We start from the raw sequence: 19,089 nt of genomic DNA, 5'->3' as shown, positions 1-19,089 counted from the left end.
AACCCTCAGTGGTTGTCGCGGGGCAGGCCCATCGTCTGGGCTATCCGCTGGTACTTCTCCGAACCTTCGAGGATGGCGCCGGTGTCCATCTGGCCGACCACGCCACGCTGGATCTCCTGCCACGGCGTCTGCGAACGCGGAAAGGCGTACCCGCCCGCTTCCTGCAGCACCCGCCGCCGTTCCGCCAACTCGTCGTCGGGGATCAGCACGTCGACGCGGCGCTTACCGAGATCCATGCGGACGCGGTCACCGGTCTTGAGCAGCGCGAGGCCGCCCATTGCCGCCGCCTCCGGGCTGGCGTTCAGGATCGAGGGCGATCCGCTGGTGCCCGACTGCCGCCCGTCGCCGATGCAGGGAAGTGCATGGACGCCTTCGCGAATCAAATAGGCCGGCGGGCGCATGTTCACGACCTCTGCCGCCCCCGGATAGCCGACCGGGCCCGCGCCACGCATGAACAACAGCGTCTCGGGCGTGATGCCGAGCGACGGATCGTCGATGCGGTGATGGTAATCCTCCGGTCCGTCGAACACGACCGCCGGCCCCTCGAATGCCTCGGGATCGTCTGGATTGGAGAGATAGCGCTCGCGGAACTCGGAGGAGATCACGCTGGTCTTCATGATCGCGGCATCGAACAGATTGCCGGAGAGGACGATGAAGCCTGCCTCTTCCTTCAACGGCGCGGCGAACGGCTTGATGACCTTGTCGTCCTCGATCTTCGCATGGCGGCAATTGTCGCCGATCGACTTGCCGTTGGCGGTGATCGCATCCTCGCGGATCAGGCCCTGCTTCATCAGCTCGGCCACGACAGCGGGCACGCCGCCCGCGCGGTAATAGTCCTCGCCGAGATACTCGCCTGCCGGCTGCAGGTTGACCATCAGCGGCACGTTGTGGCCGTAGGTCTCCCAATCCTGCAGCGAGAGATCCGCCCCGACATGGCGGGCGATCGCGGCAAGGTGGATCGGCGCATTGGTCGATCCGCCGATCGCCGAATTGACGACGATCGCGTTAAGGAAGGCGTCGCGGGTCAGGATGTCCGAGGGCTTCAGATCCTCATGCACCATCTCGACAATGCGGCGGCCGGTCCAATAGGCCGATTCCTGCCGGTCGCGATAGGGCGCGGGGATCGCCGCCGAGCCGGGGAGCGACATTCCGAGCGCCTCCGCCAGGCTGTTCATCGTGGAGGCGGTGCCCATCGTGTTGCAGAAGCCGGTCGACGGGGCCGAAGACGCGACCAGCTTGATGAAGCCTTCGTCGTCGATCTCTCCGGCGGCGAGGAGCTGGCGGCCCTTCCACACGATCGTGCCCGAACCCGTGCGCTCGCCCTTGTGCCAGCCGTTCAGCATCGGGCCGACCGAGAGCGAGATCGCCGGGATGTTCACCGTCGCCGCCGCCATCAGGCAGGCCGGCGTCGTCTTGTCACAACCGGTGGTCAGCACCACACCGTCCAGCGGATAGCCGTAAAGCACCTCGACAAGGCCGAGATAGGCAAGGTTGCGGTCGAGGCCGGCGGTGGGGCGCTTGCCGGTCTCCTGGATCGGGTGGACCGGGAATTCCAGCGGCACGCCGCCCATCTCACGGATACCGTCGCGGATGCGCTCGGCAAGGACGAGGTGGTGGCGATTGCAGGGTGACAGGTCACTGCCGGTCTGCGCGATGCCGATGATCGGCCGGCCGGAGCGCAGCTCATCGAAGCTGATGCCGAAGTTGAGGTAGCGCTCCAGATAGAGCGAGGTCATGTCGACATTTGCGGGATTGTCGAACCAGGCGCGCGAACGCAGCTTGGGCGCTTGTGTGTCGGTCATCGGGTGTCCGGTCAGCGGGAGACGGAGAGGCGGTAGATCATGACGTGCCGGTACGGCTTGCCGGGATCGACGCGGGCGGAGACGAAATCGGCCTGGTTCGGCGCGTTAGGAAACTTCTGCGGCTCCAGCGCGATGCCGTCGCCCATGCGGTAGAGATGACCGTGCTTGCCGACGAAAGTGCCGTCGAGGAAGTTGCCGGTGTAGAACTGCACGCCAGGCTCGGTGGTCAGGACCTCCAAAACGCGGCCGGACTTCGGGTCTTCCAAACGCGCGGCAAGCTGCGGTTCAGCGGTCAGGCCCTTGTCGAGTGCGAAATTGTGATCATACCCTTGGCCAAAGCGGATCTGCTCGTCCGTGCCGTCGCGGATGCCATCGGCGACGACGCGGGGAGCGCGGAAGTCGAAGACGGTGTTGGCGACCGGGCGACGCTCGCCCGTCGGGATCAGCGCGGCGTTGACGGGAGTGTAGGCGGCGGCGGGGATCGTCAGCTTGTGGAAGGTCGCACCCTCGGACGATCCCTCCCCGCCAAGATCGAAGATCGCGTGGTTGGTCATGTTGACCACCGTCGGCTTCGTCGTCTTCGCGGCGAAGGCGATGGTGAGGGCACCCGCCTCATCGAGCGAATAGGTGACGGTCGTGTCGAGCGCGCCGGGATAGCCCGATTCGCCGTCGGGGCTGGCGTGAGAGAGGACGACGCTCGCCGCTGGGCCGCTCTTGACCGAGACGATCTTCCAGACCTGCTTGTCGAACCCCTTGCCGCCGCCGTGCAGCGAGTTGGTCTTGTCGTTCAGCGGCAGCTGATAGGTCTTGCCGTCCAGCGCGAACTTGCCGCCTGCGATGCGGTTGGCATAGCGGCCGACGGTCACGCCGAAGAAGTTCGGGTGGTTTTCGTAAGAAGAGACGTCGTCATAGCCGAGGATGACATCGGCCGTCTTGCCGTTGCGATCGAGGCCGCTCAGCGCCTGCAGCGTCGCGCCATAGGTCAGGATGCGGGCGGAAACGCCGTGCGCGTTGCTGAGGATGATCGCCTCGATCGCGGTGCCGTCGTTCAGCTTGCCCGCCGCCTCGCGCTTCGCATCGGCGGCGAGCGCCGGCGTTGCGATCAGCGCAAGTGCTGCCGTGCCGGAATAGAGTCCCTTCAGCATGTCCGTCCCCTGAGGCAGGCGCGTAGCATGTGCGCCGTTGACGCGTGTCGTTGCTTTATATAGTCCGACAAATATAAACAGAGCAAGCCGCTCGTATCTGCGATGATCGAGAAGTTGGGGCGGCAAGCCCTGCCAGGGAGAGCTGAGGAATGCCCGCACCGCTGACCACATCCGCCAATGTCGCGGCCGCACCGAACGGGGCGACCAACTATCGCCCGGCGCTGACGCTGCTGGCCAGCCTGTTCTTCATGTGGGGCTTCATCACCGTCATCAACGGCACGCTGCTCCCTCATCTGCGTAGCGTGTTCGAGCTTAGCTACCTGCAGACCACGCTGATCGAGAGCGTGTGGTTCATCGCCTATTTCGTCGCATCCTTCCCCGCGGCGAAGCTGATCGAGCGGATTGGCTATCAGAAGGCGATGGTCGTTGGCTTGTCGCTGATGGCGGCGGGCGCGCTGGGCATGATCCCGGCGGCGCGCATCCCGTCCTATGGCGTGACGCTGTTCGCGCTGTTCGTCATCGCGAGCGGGATCACCCTGCTGCAGGTCGCGGCCAACCCCTATGTCGCGGTGGTCGGCCCGGCGGAGACCGCGTCCTCGCGCCTCAACCTCGTCCAGTCGCTGAACTCGCTGGGTGCGACTCTTGCGCCTCTATTCGGTGGTTATCTTATCCTGGGCCGCTCGATTTCCGGCACGGCGAATGGCGCGGTGCTCACCCCGGCGGAGCGCCTGGCCGACGCGCAGGCGGTGCAGTTGCCCTACCTCATCGTCGCTGCTGCGCTGGTCATCCTGGCAATCATCATCGCCCGCTTCCCGCTTCCGGCGATGGGTCAGGCGACGCGGCGCGCGGCGAAGGAGGAGCGGCGTCATCAATCGCTCTGGCGGCACCGCAACCTCGTCCTCGGCGTGCCGGCTATCTTCATCTACCTGATCGCCGAGATCGGTGTCGGCAATCTCTTCATCAACTTCGTGTCGCAGCCGGAGATCGGCAACGTTACGCACGAACAGGCGTCCCGCTACCTCTTCTTGCTCTGGGGTGGCATGTTCATCGGCCGCTTCATCGGCAGCTTCGTCATGCAGAAGGTGGCGCCCGAGCGCGTACTCGCCTTCGTCAGTGTGGGCGCGCTCGTCGTAATGCTGATCGCCACCTTTACGACGGGTCATGCCGCGATGTGGGCGCTGATCGCGGTCGGACTGTTCCACTCGGTCATGTTCCCGACGATCTTCACCCTCGGCATCCGCGGCCTCGGCCCGCTGACGGAGGAAGGCTCCGGCCTGCTGATCATGGCGATTGCGGGCGGCGCGCTGGTGTTCGTGCAGGGCATGATCGCCGACAGCTACGGCCTGCAATGGTCCTTCCTGCTGACCGCCGCCTGCGAACTCTACGTGCTGTTCTACGCGCTTTGGGGATCGAAGCCGACGGCGGCGTCCGCCGCCTGAGTTCAGTTCTTCATCGCGCTCCGGGTATCGTCCAGCGCGAGATCGACTAGGACGCGCATCGCCGCCGCTGCCGCATCACCGTCACCGGCCGCGATCGCATCGTAGACCTTCGCATGATCGGGGATCGGGTTGCGCGGGAGCGCACGGGAGCGTTGCTTGAACTGCGTGGTCCAGCTGACCGCCGCACCGATGCTGGCGCTCAGCACCACAAGCGCGTCGTTACGCGTCGCGCGCAGGATGGCGTCGTGGAAGTCGCGATCCGCTGCCCGGCCGGCATCGGTCGCCAGCGTGTGCCGGCGCATGGCGGCGAGCGCCTCCTTCATCAGCCGCAGGTCCTCGCGCCCGCGCCGTTCTGCCGCGAAGCGGGCGGCGGCGGGTTCGACAACAGCGCGCAACTCGAAGAGGCTGCGGACGAACTGCGTATCCGGCTCCCCCGCAAAGGCCCAGGCGAGGACGTCGGGATCGAGGAGGTTCCAGCGGTTACGAGGCAGCACGCGGGTTCCCGCCTTCGGTCGACTCTCGACCAGCCCCTTGGCGGCGAGCACCTGCACCGCTTCGCGATACGCGCCGCGCGAGACGTCGAGCGCCTCCGAAAAGGCGACTTCGCTCGACAGGATGTCGCCGGGCTGGAACTCGCCCGACATGATGGCGGTGCCCAGCTTGTGCGCAATTGCGCCGTGAAGGCGACGTCCCGTGCCGCGCGGTTTCCGCTCGGACTGATCGCCGGCGCTATTCTGGCCCGTTTCCGTCATTTGTTCTCCTACCCCCCGCCCTAACAGCCGTCGCATCCGCATGGAACGAAAGATTGCGTTGGCCGTCGCTCTGCATTAAGTCGGAGTAATAAGGAGAAGGCAATGACCTCTGACACGCTGACCGCGCCCGCCGAGGCCGCTGGTTTCCACTCCATCAACGCAGCGACGGGGCAGCCGGTTGGCGAGGCTTTCACGTCCCACGGTCCGGCGGATGTCGATGCCGCTTGCGCATTCGCCGAAGCCGCCTTCGACACCTATCGCGCTACCGACCGCGAGACGCGTGCCGCCTTCCTCGAGTCGATCGCTGCCGAAATCCTGGAGATCGGCGACGAACTGATCGTCACCGCCATGCGTGAGAGCGGCCTGCCGCGCGCCCGGCTGGAGGGTGAACGTGGCCGAACCATCGGTCAGCTCAAGATGTTCGCGGATGTGGTGCGTGGTGGCGAGTGGCTCGGCCTCCGCATCGACCCCGCACTGCCGGAGCGGCAGCCGCTTCCCAGACCCGACCTGCGCCTGCGCATGATCCCGCTCGGCCCGGTGGCGGTCTTCGGCGCGTCGAACTTCCCCCTCGCCTTCTCGACCGCCGGCGGCGACACCGCCTCCGCGCTGGCGGCCGGCTGCCCGGTGGTGGTGAAGGGCCATCCCGCCCATCCCGCGACCGGCGCGCTCGTCGCCGCCGCGATCACCCGCGCGGTCGCCAAGGCCGATCTTCCCAAGGGCGTGTTCCAGCACCTCGTCGGCCCCGGCAATGACCTCGGTGCCGCGCTGGTCCAGGACCCGCGCATCACGGCGGTCGGCTTCACCGGATCGCGCGGCGGCGGCCTCGCCCTCGTCCGTCTCGCTCAGGGCCGGCCGGTGCCGGTGCCGGTCTATGCCGAGATGTCGAGCATCAACCCCGTCATCCTCTTCCCCCATGCGCTGAAGGCCCGCGGTGCCGATCTCGGCAAGGCGTTCGTCGGATCGCTGACGATGGGTGCGGGCCAGTTCTGCACCAATCCGGGCCTCGTTCTGGCGATCGAGGGCGAAGGTCTCGACGCCTTCGTCTCCGCCGCTGCCGAGGCGCTAGGCGCAAGCGTCGGCGCGACCATGCTCACCAAGGGTATCCAGAACGCCTATAACGAAGGCGTCACGGCGCTGGAGAAGCACCCCCGTGTCGAGACGGTCGCGCGCGGCAACAGCGGCGAGGGCGTGACCTGCGGTCAGGCGGCGTTCTTCTCGACCGAGGCCAAGGCGTTCCTGTCCGACGACGCGCTCGGCCATGAGGTCTTCGGCGCATCCTCCCTCCTGGTCCGCTGCCGCGACGAGGCGGAGCTGGCCGAGGTCATCGCCAAGGCAGAGGGCCAGTTGACCGCGACGCTGCAGATGGATGCGGAAGACGAGGCGCTCGCCGCCCGTCTCCTGCCGATCTTGGAGCGCAAAGCTGGCCGCATCCTCGCCAATGGCTGGCCGACGGGCGTCGAGGTGACCCATGCGATGGTGCATGGCGGTCCCTTCCCCGCCACCTCGGACGGGCGCACCACCTCTGTCGGCAGCCTCGCGATCGACCGTTTCCTGCGGCCGGTCTCGTACCAGAACCTCGCCCCGGCGCTCCTGCCGGCCGAGCTGCGCGATGGTGCGGAGGGTCTCCCCCACCTCGTCGACGGCAAGCGCAACTGACACGTTCAAGGGCGCGGCCGTAAGTCGCGCCCGTTCAGGGAGAGTACCGCATGGCCCTGCGCCTTCTACAGCACCGCAGCGACTCCGGTCATCGCGCGGTCATCGCGGCCGATGGCGACCGCGCCGCCTTTGTTCACGGCGCGACCTCGATCTATGAGTTGGCCACCCGCGCGATCACCAAGGGCACCAGCCTTGCCGCTGCGATCGCCGATTGCGGCACCGGCGTGTCGATCGATCTCGCCGCCGAGTTCGCGGCCGGGCGGATCATCGCGCCGATCGATCATGCCGACCCGGCGCATATGATCCTGGCTGGCACGGGCCTCACCCATCTCGGTTCGGCCGAGGGGCGCGACAAGATGCACCGCGCCGCCGCAGAAGCGGTGACGCAGACCGATTCCATGAAGATGTTCCTGGAAGGCGTAGAGGGCGGCAAGCCCGCCGACGGCGCGGTCGGCCAGCAGCCTGAGTGGTTCTACAAGGGCGACGGATCACAACTGGTGGCACCCGGCGCGCCGCTCGCCATGCCGTCCTTCGCGCAGGATGGCGGCGAGGAGCCGGAACTGGCGGGTATCTACCTGATCGGTCCGAACGGCACGCCCTTCCGCCTCGGCCTCTGCCTCGCCAACGAGTTCAGCGACCATGTAACCGAGCGGCACAATTATCTCTGGCTCGCCCACTCGAAGCTGCGTCAGGCATCGCTCGGGCCGGAGCTTCTCGTCGGCGAGCTGCCCGACCATGTCGAGGGCGCCAGCCGCATCCGCCGAGGCGATGCCGTGCTCTGGGAAAAGCCGTTCCTGTCGGGCGAGGCGAACATGTCGCACAGCTTCGCCAATCTGGAGCACCACCACTTCAAGTACGACCTCTTCCGTCGTCCGGGTGACATCCACGTCCACTTCTTCGGCACCGCCACCTTGTCGTTCAGCGACGGCGTGCGAACCGAGGAGGGCGACGTGTTCGAGATCGAGGCGGCGCCCTTCACCCTGCCCCTCCGCAACCCGCTTGCCCGTGCAAGCGAGACGCCGGTGGCGGTCAAGGCGCTCTGAGGATGGATCCCGTCCGCATCGCCGTCGTCGGCATGGGCAAGATCGCCCGCGATCAGCACCTGCCCGCCATCGCTGGCGACACCAATTTCAGCCTGGCGGCGACGGTCAGCCCGCACGATCAAGGCGTGAAGGGCGTCCCGCACCTGAAGAGCCTGGATCAGCTTCTCGCCGAGGGTCCGGCGGTCGATGCGGTGGCGCTCTGCACCCCGCCGCAGGTCCGCTACGATCTCGCAACCACCGCGTTGAAGCGCGGCGTCCACGTCTTCCTCGAAAAGCCGCCGGGCGCGACTTTGGCCGAAGTCGATGCGCTGGAGGCGCGGGCCAAGCGCGTCGGCGCCAGCATCTTCGCCGCCTGGCATTCGCGCTTCGCGGCGGGTGTCGCCCCGGCGCGCGCATGGCTCGCCGACCGCCACATCCACAAGGTCGAGATCGTCTGGCGAGAGGACGTGCGCGTCTGGCATCCGGGTCAGGCCTGGATCTGGGAGCCGGGCGGCCTGGGCGTCTTCGACCCCGGCATCAACGCCCTCTCGATCGCGACCCATATCCTGCCTCGCCCGTTCTTCCTGCGATCGGGTGTGCTGGAGCGGCCCGAGAACCGATCGGCCCCGATCGCCGCCCGGTTGGAGTTCTGCGACACGGCGGGCGCGCCGATCAGCATGGACCTCGATTGGCGGCAGACCGGACCGCAAAGCTGGGACATCACCATCGAGACCGACGCCGGCACCTGCAAGCTGTCGCGCGGCGGCGCGGTACTGACCCTGCCGAGCGGGACCGAGCATAGCGAAGATCGTGAATATGCCGGTCTTTACGCCCGCTTCGCCACGCTGATCCGCACCGGTCGCAGCGACATCGACACCAGCCCGCTCAAGCTCGTCGCCGACGCCTATCTGCGCGCGCGACGGGACATCGTCGAACCGTTTCACGAATAAACAAATCTCAGGGAGAGAGAACATGATCAGGACCTTCGCGACCGCGGCAGCGGCGCTCCTCCTGTCCACCGCCGGCATCGCCGCCGCGCAGAGCAGCGAAACGACCGCCACCGCGTCGATCAGCGCGGACAAGCCCGGCCCCGTCTACGACCGGCGTATCTTTACCCAGTTCGCCGAGCATCTCGGCAACGGCATCTATGGCGGCCTGTGGGTCGGCAAGAACAGCAAGATCCCGAACACCCGTGGCTTCCGCAACGACGTGGTGGCTGCGCTCCGCAACCTCGCCGTGCCGGTCGTTCGTTGGCCGGGCGGCTGCTTCGCCGACGAATATCACTGGCGTGAAGGCATCGGCCCGCAGAAGGGCCGCCCGGTCAAGATCAACACCCATTGGGGCGGCGTGACTGAGCCTAATGAGGTCGGCACCCACGAGTTCATGGATCTGGTCGGCCAGATCGGCGCCGAGCCTTATGTCGCAGGCAATGTCGGCAACGGCACCGCGCGTGAGATGGCGGAGTGGGTCGAGTACATGACCGCACCCGCCGGCAGCCTTGCCGAGGAGCGCGCGGCGAACGGCCACAAGGCTCCATGGGCCGTGCCGTATTTCGGCGTTGGCAACGAGCTTTGGGGCTGCGGCGGCAATATGCGGGCCGAGTTCGCGGCGGACGAGACCCGCCGCTACGCGACGTTCATCAAGGCCCCTGCCGGCACCAAGATCCTAAAGATCGCCGCCGGGGCGAATGTCGACGATTACAACTGGACCGAGACGATGATGCGGGTCGCGGGCGAGCAGCTCGATGCCCTCTCGCTCCACTACTACACCATCCCAGGCCGCTGGCCACCCCGCGCGTCCGCCACGCAATTCGACGAGGCAGCCTGGGCCGAGACCCTGTTCGAGGCCAATCGCATGGACGAGCTGATCACCAAGCACACGGCGATCATGGACAAGTACGATCCCAAGAAGCGCGTCTTCCTGGCGGTCGATGAATGGGGCACCTGGTTCGCGGGGGACCCCGGCACCAACCCCGGCTTTCTGCGTCAGCAGAACACGATGCGCGACGCGCTGGTCGCCGCGATCCACCTCGACATCTTCGCCAAGCACGCCGATCGCGTTCGCATGACCGCCATCGCGCAGATGGTGAACGTCCTACAGGCGATGATCCTGACGGACGGGCCGAAGATGGTGCTGACGCCCACCTACCACGTCTTCGCCATGTACAAGCCGTACATGGACGGCACCGTCCTGCCAATCGAGGTGAAGTCGCCCTGGTACGGCAAGGACAAGTGGACGGTGCCGGCGGTCAGCGCCTCGGCCGTCCGCGACAAGGCGGGCGTGGTCCATGTCGGCCTGTCGAACGCCGACCCGAACAGGCCGATGACGGTGACGACGACGCTGACCGGCGTCACCGCGTCCGCCGTCACCGGCAAGGTCCTGACCGCCCCGGCGATGACCTCGCTCAACAGCTTCGACGCGCCGAATGTGGTCGCGCCGGCCCCGTTCACCGGTGCGCAGGTGAACGGGGGCACACTCACGGTGACGCTGCCGCCGAAGTCGGTGGTGATGCTGGACCTGCGATAAGGAAGAGCGAGCCATGCGCAAGTTTGCTTTCGCCCTGGCGATGCTGGCGGGGGCCGCTTGCGCACCCGCGCCAGCCGCATCGCTCAACGACCAGCTGACGGGGGACATCACCCCCGTCCACGACCCGGTGATCGCGCGTGAAGGCAACACCTATTACGTCTTTAGCACGCATGGCGGCGTCCACACCTCGCCCAACCTTATCCACTGGACGGCAGGCAAGCCGTTGTTCGACCTGCCCGCCTGGACAAAGCAGGCGGTGCCCGGCAGCCAGGGCTATTGGGCGCCGGACATCAGCTTCGTAAACGGGCGCTGGCGGCTCTATTACTCGGTCTCGACCTTTGGATCGAACCACTCCGCCATCGGCCTCGTCACCAGCCCGACGCTCGACCCCAAGGCACCCGGCAACGCCTGGCGCGACGAGGGACTGGTGGTCCAATCCACGAAGGACAGCGACTTCAACGCGATCGACCCGAACTTCATCGCCGATCGGGAGGGGCGTCACTGGCTGGCGCTCGGCAGCTTCTGGACCGGCCTGAAGCTCTTCGCGCTCGACAAGAAGACCGGCAAGGCGGTCGGTGAAGCACATTCGATCGCGCGCCGCCCTGCCCCGGCCGGTGGCCCGGCTCCGGTCGAGGCGCCGTTCATCGTCGATCACGGCGGTTATTACTGGCTGATCGCGTCCTACGACTATTGCTGCAAGGGCGCGCAGAGCACCTACTATACCGTGATCGGCCGATCGAAGGACATCACCGGGCCATATCTCGGCAAGGACGGCAGTTCGATGATGAACGGCGGCGGGACCATCCTGCTGCGCGCCGACCTGCCGGAGAAGGAGCGGTTTCGCGGGCCGGGTCACGCAGGCTTCATCCACGACAAGGACGGCCGCGACCTCCTCGTTTACCATGCCTATGACAAAGACAACAAAGGCGCGCCTACCCTCCGTATCGCTCCGCTGACTTGGGGTGCGGATGGCTGGCCGGTCGCCGAACAATAATCAGCGAACAGTGAGAGGATCGGACATGTTCACGCTCAGCCGCCGCAGCTTCGTCGCGAGCGCCGCTGCGCTCGCCGCAGCCCCTGCCCTCGCCCGCAGCCCGAAGGAAGGCATCGTCAACCCGCTCGTCCGCAATCGTGCCGACGCGCAGGTCTTCCGCCATACCGACGGCTGGTACTACCTGACCGGCTCGGTCCCCGAATACGACCGGCTGGTGCTGCGCCGCTCCAAGACCATCGCCGGGCTTGCCACCGCCGAGGAGCGGGTGCTGTGGCGGCATGAGGCGAGCGGGCCGCTGTCGGGCTTCATCTGGGCGCCGGAGCTGCACAAGATCGACGGCCGCTGGGTCATGTATTTCGCGGCGGGGCCGAGCGGCGGCGGCGAGGATGTGTTCCGCATCCGCACCCATGCGGTCATCTGCGATGGCGATGATCCGATGACCGGGCGCTGGGAGCATCTCGGCCAGTTCAAGATGGCCTGGGACAGCTTCAACCTCGACTCCACCGTCTACACGCATCGTGGCACCCGCTATTTCATCTGGGCGCAGCGTGAGGAGGGGATCGACACCAACTCCAATCTCTACATCGCGCCGATGGACGGGATGCTCGGCCTCGCCGCCAAACCGACGCGGCTGACGGTGCCGGAGCTGCCCTGGGAGATCCAGGGGTTCAAGGTCGCCGAGGCACCTGCTGTTCTGGCGAAGAACGGCCGCCTGTTCATGATTTACTCCGCCAGCGCCACCGACGCACGTTACTGCATGGGAATGCTGACGGCGCGGGACGATGCCGACATCATGGACCCGAAGAGCTGGGCCAAGTCGCCGGTGCCGGTGTTCAAGACGTCGGAGAAGAACAAGGTCTTCGGCCCCGGCCACAACAGCTTCACGGTCGATGAGAAGGGCCGCGACATGCTGGTCTATCACGGCCGCGACTATGCCGAGATCAAGGGCGATCCTTTGTTCGACCCGAACCGCCATACCCGCGTCCAGCCGATCCGCTACACGGCGGACGGCGTTCCCGACTTCGGCGAGCCGCTGGCGAACGGGCGGCTGGCGTGACCCTCAGCCGGCGCGAGATGCTCGCCGCGACTGCCGTGGCGAGCGCGCTGCCGGCGATCGCAGGGGCGAAGGAGAGAGCGAAAGCGATGGGACTCGCGCCGACTCCGCCGATGGGCTGGAACAGCTGGAACAGCTTCGCCACGACCATCACCGAGGCTCAGGCTATCGAGACTGCCGGCATCATGGCGGAGAAGCTGCTGCCCTTCGGCTATGACGTCTTCACCGTCGACATCCAGTGGTACGAGCCGGAGGCGAAAAGCTACGACTACAACACCAAGCCGACGCCCGCGTTGGACGCCTATGGCCGGGTGATCCCCGCGCCGAACCGCTTCCCCTCCTCTGTGGACGGCAGGGGCTTCGCCCCGCTCGCCGAAAAGGTCCACGCCCTCGGCCTGAAGTTCGGCATCCATGTCATGCGCGGCATCCCGCGCCTGGCCGTGGAGCGGAACCTGCCGGTCTTCGGCACCACCATCCGCGCCCGCGACATCGCCGATACTTCCAGCACCTGTTCGTGGAACCCGGACATGTACGGCGTCGACATGACCACGCCGGGCGCGCAGGCCTATTACGACAGCATCTTCCGCCTCTATGCGGATTGGGGCGTCGACTTCGTCAAGATGGACGACATGAGTCGCCCCTATGACGCCCATGCGCCGGAGATCGAGGCCGCGCATCATGCCATCCAGCGCTGCGGCCGTCCCATCGTCCTGTCTCTCTCCCCCGGCGAGACGCCGGTCGTCCGCGCGGAGCATGTGCGCCGCCACGCGCAGATGTGGCGGATCAGCGACGACTTTTGGGACGACTGGGCGATGCTGGAGGCACAGTTCACGCGGCTTGAGAACTGGAACCCTCACCGCTCCGAAGGCCGCTGGCCGGACGCGGACATGCTGCCCCTCGGCAGGCTGGCACTCGGCGAGCGGAACACCCGCTTCACGCCGGACGAACAGCGGACGCTGATGACCCTCTGGGCGATCGCGCGGTCCCCGCTGATCATGGGCGGCGACCTCCGCCATCTCGACACCCCGACGCTGGCCCTCCTCACCAACCGCGAGGTGATCGCCGCAAACCAGACGAGCAGCGGCAACCAGCCGCTCTTCGTAGAGGACGGCACGCGGGTGTGGACGGCGGAGGGCGCGGACGGCGCGCGCTATGTCGCCCTGTTCAACACGGGTCCGGCCGCCCGCGAGGTCTCGCTTCCCGCCCGCATGGCGGGGATCACCGGGCGCTTTGCGGTGCGCGACTTGTGGAGCGGACGCGACCTGCCCGGAAATGGGCCGCGGATCGCGCAGACCCTGCCCCCGCACGGCGCAGCGCTGTTACGGGTGAGGCCCGCATAACACACATAAGTCGGACTTTTCCGCCGCTCGCAGAAGGTCGCCGCCTTTGACCCTGTCTCCGAGGTGTTGCCCGTCGGGTTCTTTCTACATGAACGTTGCATGAAAGCCGCTTGACGGCTGCTTCGACCGCTGTCAGAGCGGCTTTTGATTTGTAGGACTAATGGTCGCAGTACGACGGCCGTGATGAAGGGGAGGTCACCTTGGCAATCAAGTCAGTCATTCTCGGCTCCGCATCGGTCATCTCGCTGGTCATCGGCGGCACCGCGTTCGCGCAGGAAGTCCCCGCGCCCGGCGGCGTTCCGCAGCAGGAGCCGTCAGACGGGACGCCCGACACGCCCGAGGGCAGCGCCTCCACCACCGGCACCCCGCCCAGCAGCGATGAAGGTGGAAGCGACGACATCGTGGTCACCGGCGTCCGCGCATCGGCGATCGGCGCGATCAACAGCCGCAAGAACAACATCCAGATCGTCGACTCGATCGTGGCGGAAGATGTCGGCAAGCTGCCCGACAACAATGTGATCGAGGCGCTGCAGCGCGTCAGCGGCATCCAGGTCACCGATCGTGCCGGCGGCGAGACCGCGGCGATCTCCATCCGTGGTCTCAGCGATCCGCTGACCACGCTGAACGGCCGCAACATCTTCACCGGCACCGGCCAGTCCTTCTCGCTGCAGGACGTGCCCGCGAACCTCGTCAAGAAGGTCGACGTGTTCAAGACGCGTTCGGCCGATCAGATCGAGACAGGTCTGGCCGGCCAGATCGACGTCGCGACCCGCCGTCCCTTCGACTTCGACGGCTTCGCCATCTCCGGCATCGCGCGCGGGCTGCGCAACGAGCAAGCGGACACCACCAACCCGTTCCTCAGCGGCCTGATCAGCAACCGCTGGGAAACCGGCATCGGCGACATCGGCGTGATGCTGACCGGTGCATATAACCGTCAGAAGTTCCGCAACATGTCGGTGACCGCAGGCGCGCTCGTACCGTTCGCGACCGAGACCCCGCCTGCGGGTTCGGGGCTTGCGCCGCTGGAGCGCATCTTCCCGGGCGGCAACAACGAGAATTGGCAGCCCGGATCCGATCGCGGCCTGCCGACGGCCCCCGGATCGACGCTCAACATCAACGGTGTGGAAACGCCCTATTACCTGTCACGCGACGCGGTGTTCAGCGGCGACCTGTACGGCAAGCGCGAGCGCATCGCGCTGAACGGTGCGGTCCAGTGGGCACCAAACGACCGGTCCACCTACACGGCCGAAGTGGTCTACACCGGCTTCCGCGGGCAGACCTTCAATAGCCTGATGTTCAGCTTCGTCGACTTCTGGGGCAATCTCGGCCCCGATCCGCTGCTCGAGCTGTACCCTGACACGAACATCGTGAAGCGTCGCTATGCGGGCGATGTCTACGGGTTCAACTCCGGCGATTTCACCAAGAACAAGACCGACAGCTGGCTCTATGGCTTCAACGCGAAGTGGGACATCGGCGAGCGCGGCAAGATCGTCGCCGACGTCGCCTATCAGGACTCCAAGTACCAGACCCAGTTCTTCGCGATGCGCACCGAACGTGTCGCGTCGGGCATAACCGCCGACTTCAACGCTGGCGGAGGCATTCCGTCCTATCACTTCAACGACGACTCGCAGCTGACCGACGCGTCGGTGTGGAATGTCGCCCAGCTGTACGACAATGGCGACAAGCAGAAGGGCAGCGCGCTTACCTTCACGATCGACGGCGAATACACCTGGGATGACGGGTTCCTCCGTCGCATCCGCGGCGGCGTGCGGTATGACGACCGCAAGGCGATTGCCTCCACCCGCGCGCAGGACGGCGGCATCCTCGGCATCCCGCTTTCGGAGCTGGGTGAGGGTTCGACCTTCACCAACAAGAACTTCTTCGACGGCCGCGCCGACGTGCCGTCGTCATGGGTGCTGCCGAGCGGGTACTGGCTCTGGGAAAACCGCGACGCCATTCGGGAGCGGTACAAGGCTGCTTTCCCCGGTAATACCGCATTCCGGACCTCGGATCAGCTGTCGTACACCGATGTCTTCGACATCAATGAGATCACCACCGCCTACTACCTGATGGCTGATGGCGAAGTGTCGATCTTCGGCCGTCCGCTGCGGGTGCAGGGCGGCGTCCGCTATGTGATGGTGGATACGGACTTCACCTTCACCGATCGCTACTCGCCGACGCTGGCGCAAACTTCGTCCACGTCGGGCACGGAGAAGTGGCTGCCGAGCGCGACGGCGATCTACGAGGTGACCAACCGGCTTCGCCTACGCTTCAACTACGGCAAGACGCTGCGCCGGCCGACGTTCACGGACCTGAACCCGAACTTCAACCTGGTCGGCGATCTCACTAATGTCGGCTATGGTAGCGGTACGGGCGGCAACGCCAGCCTGCGGCCGACCAGCTCCCGCAACCTCGACGCCGCGATCGAGTGGTACTTCGACCGCGACAGCGCCGTCGCGGCGACGTTCTTCCACCGCAAGATCAACGGCTTGGTTGTGCCGCTGACGACACGTCTGACGATCCCCGGAAGCAACCTCAACACCGACAGCTTCCTGATCACGCGACCGGAGAACGCGTCGAACGGCACGCTGAAGGGCGTCGAGCTCAGCCTCACCTACTTCCCGAAGTTCCTGCCGGGTCCGCTGGATGGCCTAGGGTTCATCGGCAGCGCGACGATCCTCGATTCGAAGCAGAACATCCCGCTGGTGGACGGCACCGGCGCGGTAGTCGGCGAAACCTCGTCTCAGTTCTTCGGCGTGTCGAAGCTGTCGTACAACGCGACCCTGGCCTACGATAACGGCCCGATCGGCGCCCGCCTGTCCTATGTCTGGCGCAAGGAATTTCTGCAGCGGAACGAGGCCCGCCTGTTCGCCAACCCGATCGGTGTCTGGCGCAACCCGGAAAAGAGCCTCGATCTCCAGCTGACCTATAACATCAGCGATCGGCTGGGCGTGACCTTCGATGCGGTGAACCTGACCAAGTCGAAGCAGCAGGAATACTATCAGTTCGAGGATGCCGGCGGGCCGGACATGTTCAACCTCGGCACCGTGCTGATCGCGCGCACCTTCGCACTCGGCGTCAAGTTCAACTTCGACTGATGCCGTCCCCGAGCGCCCGGTCCACTCGCCGCCTCCCCAGCGGGCGATGGGCCGGGTCCCTCCGGCGGGCGCTGTGCCTCTCCCTCGCAGCGCTCGCCGGCCTCTCTTCGGCCGTCGCGGCGGCGCCGATCGATCAGGATCGGGTGCTTGCTACCCGCTACGGCAACGATGCCGCCTGGTATCGCGACAACATCCCGCTGTTCGAGAGTTCGGACCCGCAACTCGACGCCGTCTATTACTATCGCTGGTCGGTGTACCGCGCGCATCAGCGCGACCTTGGGGCCAAGGGTTACATCACCACCGAGTTCATGGACGATGTGGTTTGGCAGCGGGAGCCCTATGCCAGCCTGAACGACGCCACCGGATTTCACCTCTACGAGGGCCGCTGGCTGCGCGCCCGGCGCTATGCGGGGGACTATATCGACTTCCTCTACCAAGAGGGCGGCAACGACCGGCATTTCAGCGAGGCGATCGCGGATGCGGTGTGGGCGCGCTATCTGGTCGATCACGATGCCGCCGTCGCGACCCGGCACCTGCCCGCCATGCGCCATATCTACGGCCTGTGGGACGACCATTTCGACTTCGACAAGGGGTTGTACTGGGTCGAGCCTTTGATGGACGCGACCGAATACACCGTGTCCTCGATCGACACCTCGGGCGGGAAGGACGGGTTCACCGGTGGCCACGCCTTTCGCCCGACCATCAATGGCTACATGTTCGCCAACGCCCGCGCGATCGCGCGGCTGTCCGATCTGGCGGGCGATGTGGCGTCGGCGCGGGACTATGATGCGCGGGCCGATCGGCTGAAGACGCGGATCACCACCGATCTATGGAGCGGCAAGCTCGGCCACTTCATCGACCGGCACCGGATCGAGAACGAATACGTGCACTATTGGCAGCCGATCCGGGCGCGCGAGCTGGCCGGATATCTGCCCTGGACCTTCGGCGTGGTGGAGGGGGCGTCGCCTTACGACGGCGCGTGGAGGCACCTGCTGTCGAAGGACGTGTTCGCGGGGGCGGCCGGGCCACGCACGGTGGAGCCGTCCTACGAATATTACATGCGGCAGTACCGCTACGACAAGGAAACCGGGCAGCGGGAGTGCCAGTGGAACGGCCCCGTCTGGCCGTTTCAGACGACGCAGGTGCTGACCGCCCTCGCCCGGCGACTGCATGCGGGCGGCGCGGCGGCGGTCTCGCGGGCCGATTATCTCGCGCTGCTCCGCCAATATGCGCGGCTGCATTATCAGGCCGATCGGATCGACCTTGAAGAGGATTACGATCCGGAGACGGGCAAGCCGATTGTCGGCCTCGCCCGCAGCCACCACTATTTCCACAGCGGCTTCGACGATCTGGTGATCTCGGGGCTTGTCGGCCTGCAACCCTTGGCGGGTGACGAGCTGACTGTCGATCCGCTCGTCCCGGCCGGTGGCCTGTCCTACTTCGCGCTTCAGGACGTGCCCTATCACGGGCGGCTGGTGACGGTGACCTGGGATGCCGAAGGTGGCCGCTACGGCGCGGGCCTGCGCGTCTATGTCGACGGCACGCTAGCGGGCAGCCGGGCCGATCTCGGGCCCCTGACCGTTTCTGTCGAGGCACGCGCAAATCCACCTGCCCCTCGTCCGCTGGCCAAGAGCATCCAGCTCGTGCGGTCGGGCTTCCCGCGTGCGCTAGCGTCAAGCGGCAGCGATCCCGAGAAGCTGCACGATGCGCTCGATGGACGCGTGTGGTTCTTCCCTGAGCTGCCGAACGGCTGGGAGTCCAGCTCGGTCAAGGCGCAGGAATGGTTCGCAATCGATTTCGGCGAGCCAATGGAGATCGGCGCGGGCGAGCTGTCGTTCTTCGAGGGCGGCAACTTCGCCGCGCCGACGCGTGTCCGCATCCAGTACCAAGGTCCAAAGGGCTGGACCGATCTCACCGCCGGTGCGGGCCTCGCGAACGGAACGCAGCGGCTGGGCTGGACGCCTGTCACCGCGCGGCATGTCCGCCTGCTGATCGACAAAGCCGCCGGACGTCAGGTCCGGCTGGCGGAGTTCAAGCTATTCTGAGCGGTCCTCGCGTTCTGGAGCTTCGGCGCGCGCCTTGACCGGCTCCTGTCCGGCCTGTGGCTGGCGGACGCGCATCTTGATTGGCCCCGCGCACATCGCCGGCTGCTCTGGCCCGCAGGCCGGCGAAGTGGCCGGCTGAACGGCCTCCGACGGCGCGGCCGTGGCGATCAGAAGGGGCAGGAGCATCATCACGCGCTCCAATCAACACCTCCCGCG

General features: G+C 66.3%; 12 protein-coding genes and 1 pseudogene. 10 read left to right on the top strand and 3 right to left on the bottom strand.

All coding sequences use genetic code 11. The features are described 5' to 3' along the window. Window positions 1-5 precede the first annotated feature (5 nt). Entirely contained in the window at window positions 6-1,802 is a 1,797-nt protein-coding gene (locus tag ACM608_RS05475) for an IlvD/Edd family dehydratase (protein ID WP_419682246.1), read from the bottom strand. Window positions 1,803-1,813: 11 nt separating this feature from the next. Next, window positions 1,814-2,947: an aldose epimerase family protein gene (locus tag ACM608_RS05470; RefSeq protein ID WP_419682245.1), complete on the bottom strand. Its 1,134-nt coding sequence runs from the start codon at window positions 2,945-2,947 to the stop codon at window positions 1,814-1,816. Between the two features lie 149 nt (window positions 2,948-3,096). Here ACM608_RS05470 and ACM608_RS05465 point away from each other — a divergent pair, with 149 nt between their 5' ends. Beyond that, a complete protein-coding gene (locus ACM608_RS05465) occupies window positions 3,097-4,386 on the top strand; it encodes a sugar MFS transporter (protein ID WP_419682244.1) in 1,290 nt (429 codons plus the stop codon). 2 nt (window positions 4,387-4,388) lie between these two features. On the opposite strand, the gene ACM608_RS05460 is transcribed toward ACM608_RS05465, so the two are convergent. After that, on the bottom strand, window positions 4,389-5,138 hold the full coding sequence (locus ACM608_RS05460) for a FadR/GntR family transcriptional regulator (protein WP_419682243.1): 750 nt from the start codon (window positions 5,136-5,138) through the stop codon (window positions 4,389-4,391). A gap of 102 nt (window positions 5,139-5,240) precedes the next feature. Between ACM608_RS05460 and ACM608_RS05455 the strand changes: the two genes are divergently transcribed. From ACM608_RS05455 to ACM608_RS05415, 9 genes and pseudogenes are all read left to right on the top strand, one after another. Continuing rightward, complete coding sequence (locus tag ACM608_RS05455) at window positions 5,241-6,794, top strand: aldehyde dehydrogenase (NADP(+)) (RefSeq protein WP_419682242.1); 1,554 nt, start codon at window positions 5,241-5,243, stop codon at window positions 6,792-6,794. A gap of 50 nt (window positions 6,795-6,844) precedes the next feature. Beyond that, a complete protein-coding gene (gene araD1 / locus ACM608_RS05450) occupies window positions 6,845-7,837 on the top strand; it encodes an AraD1 family protein (protein ID WP_419682241.1) in 993 nt (330 codons plus the stop codon). Between the two features lie 2 nt (window positions 7,838-7,839). Beyond that, window positions 7,840-8,766 carry a Gfo/Idh/MocA family protein gene (locus ACM608_RS05445; protein ID WP_419682240.1) on the top strand — a complete coding sequence of 309 codons (927 nt, stop codon included), beginning with the start codon at window positions 7,840-7,842 and terminating at the stop codon, window positions 8,764-8,766. A gap of 22 nt (window positions 8,767-8,788) precedes the next feature. Further along, on the top strand, window positions 8,789-10,342 hold the full coding sequence (locus ACM608_RS05440) for an alpha-N-arabinofuranosidase (RefSeq protein WP_419682239.1): 1,554 nt from the start codon (window positions 8,789-8,791) through the stop codon (window positions 10,340-10,342). A gap of 13 nt (window positions 10,343-10,355) precedes the next feature. Beyond that, window positions 10,356-11,336, top strand: coding sequence for an arabinan endo-1,5-alpha-L-arabinosidase (locus tag ACM608_RS05435; RefSeq protein ID WP_419682238.1), 981 nt, complete (start codon window positions 10,356-10,358; stop codon window positions 11,334-11,336). Between the two features lie 25 nt (window positions 11,337-11,361). Further along, a pseudogene (locus ACM608_RS05430) lies at window positions 11,362-12,387 on the top strand (family 43 glycosylhydrolase); the annotation flags it as partial. A 23-nt stretch (window positions 12,388-12,410) separates the two neighbouring features. Further along, entirely contained in the window at window positions 12,411-13,730 is a 1,320-nt protein-coding gene (locus ACM608_RS05425; RefSeq protein WP_419685110.1) for a glycoside hydrolase family 27 protein, read from the top strand. 200 nt (window positions 13,731-13,930) lie between these two features. After that, complete coding sequence (locus tag ACM608_RS05420; RefSeq protein ID WP_419682237.1) at window positions 13,931-16,828, top strand: TonB-dependent receptor; 2,898 nt, start codon at window positions 13,931-13,933, stop codon at window positions 16,826-16,828. Then, entirely contained in the window at window positions 16,828-18,873 is a 2,046-nt protein-coding gene (locus ACM608_RS05415) for an MGH1-like glycoside hydrolase domain-containing protein (RefSeq protein ID WP_419682236.1), read from the top strand. Before ACM608_RS05420 ends, ACM608_RS05415 begins: the two co-directional genes overlap by 1 nt. Window positions 18,874-19,089 lie beyond the last annotated feature (216 nt).

Origin of the sequence: Sphingomonas sp. ID0503, from assembly GCF_048565625.1 — a bacterium.
In the GTDB taxonomy this organism is placed as follows: Bacteria; Pseudomonadota; Alphaproteobacteria; order Sphingomonadales; family Sphingomonadaceae; genus JBLZUR01.
Note: the sequence above shows the minus strand (reverse complement) of the source record. Positions and strands in the feature narration are given on the sequence as shown.

Bases quoted from the DNA above. Each gene is read 5' to 3' on its own strand.
- ACM608_RS05475 (WP_419682246.1), bottom strand. From the start codon at position 1,802: ATGACCGACACACAAGCGCCCAAGCTGCGTTCGCGCGCCTGGTTCGAC.
- ACM608_RS05460 (WP_419682243.1), bottom strand. From the start codon at position 5,138: ATGACGGAAACGGGCCAGAATAGCGCCGGCGATCAGTCCGAGCGGAAA.
- ACM608_RS05465 (WP_419682244.1), top strand. From the start codon at position 3,097: ATGCCCGCACCGCTGACCACATCCGCCAATGTCGCGGCCGCACCGAAC.
- ACM608_RS05435 (WP_419682238.1), top strand. From the start codon at position 10,356: ATGCGCAAGTTTGCTTTCGCCCTGGCGATGCTGGCGGGGGCCGCTTGC.
- ACM608_RS05440 (WP_419682239.1), top strand. From the start codon at position 8,789: ATGATCAGGACCTTCGCGACCGCGGCAGCGGCGCTCCTCCTGTCCACC.
- ACM608_RS05425 (WP_419685110.1), top strand. From the start codon at position 12,411: ATGCTCGCCGCGACTGCCGTGGCGAGCGCGCTGCCGGCGATCGCAGGG.
- ACM608_RS05415 (WP_419682236.1), top strand. From the start codon at position 16,828: ATGCCGTCCCCGAGCGCCCGGTCCACTCGCCGCCTCCCCAGCGGGCGA.
- araD1 (WP_419682241.1), top strand. From the start codon at position 6,845: ATGGCCCTGCGCCTTCTACAGCACCGCAGCGACTCCGGTCATCGCGCG.
- ACM608_RS05455 (WP_419682242.1), top strand. From the start codon at position 5,241: ATGACCTCTGACACGCTGACCGCGCCCGCCGAGGCCGCTGGTTTCCAC.
- ACM608_RS05445 (WP_419682240.1), top strand. From the start codon at position 7,840: ATGGATCCCGTCCGCATCGCCGTCGTCGGCATGGGCAAGATCGCCCGC.
- ACM608_RS05470 (WP_419682245.1), bottom strand. From the start codon at position 2,947: ATGCTGAAGGGACTCTATTCCGGCACGGCAGCACTTGCGCTGATCGCA.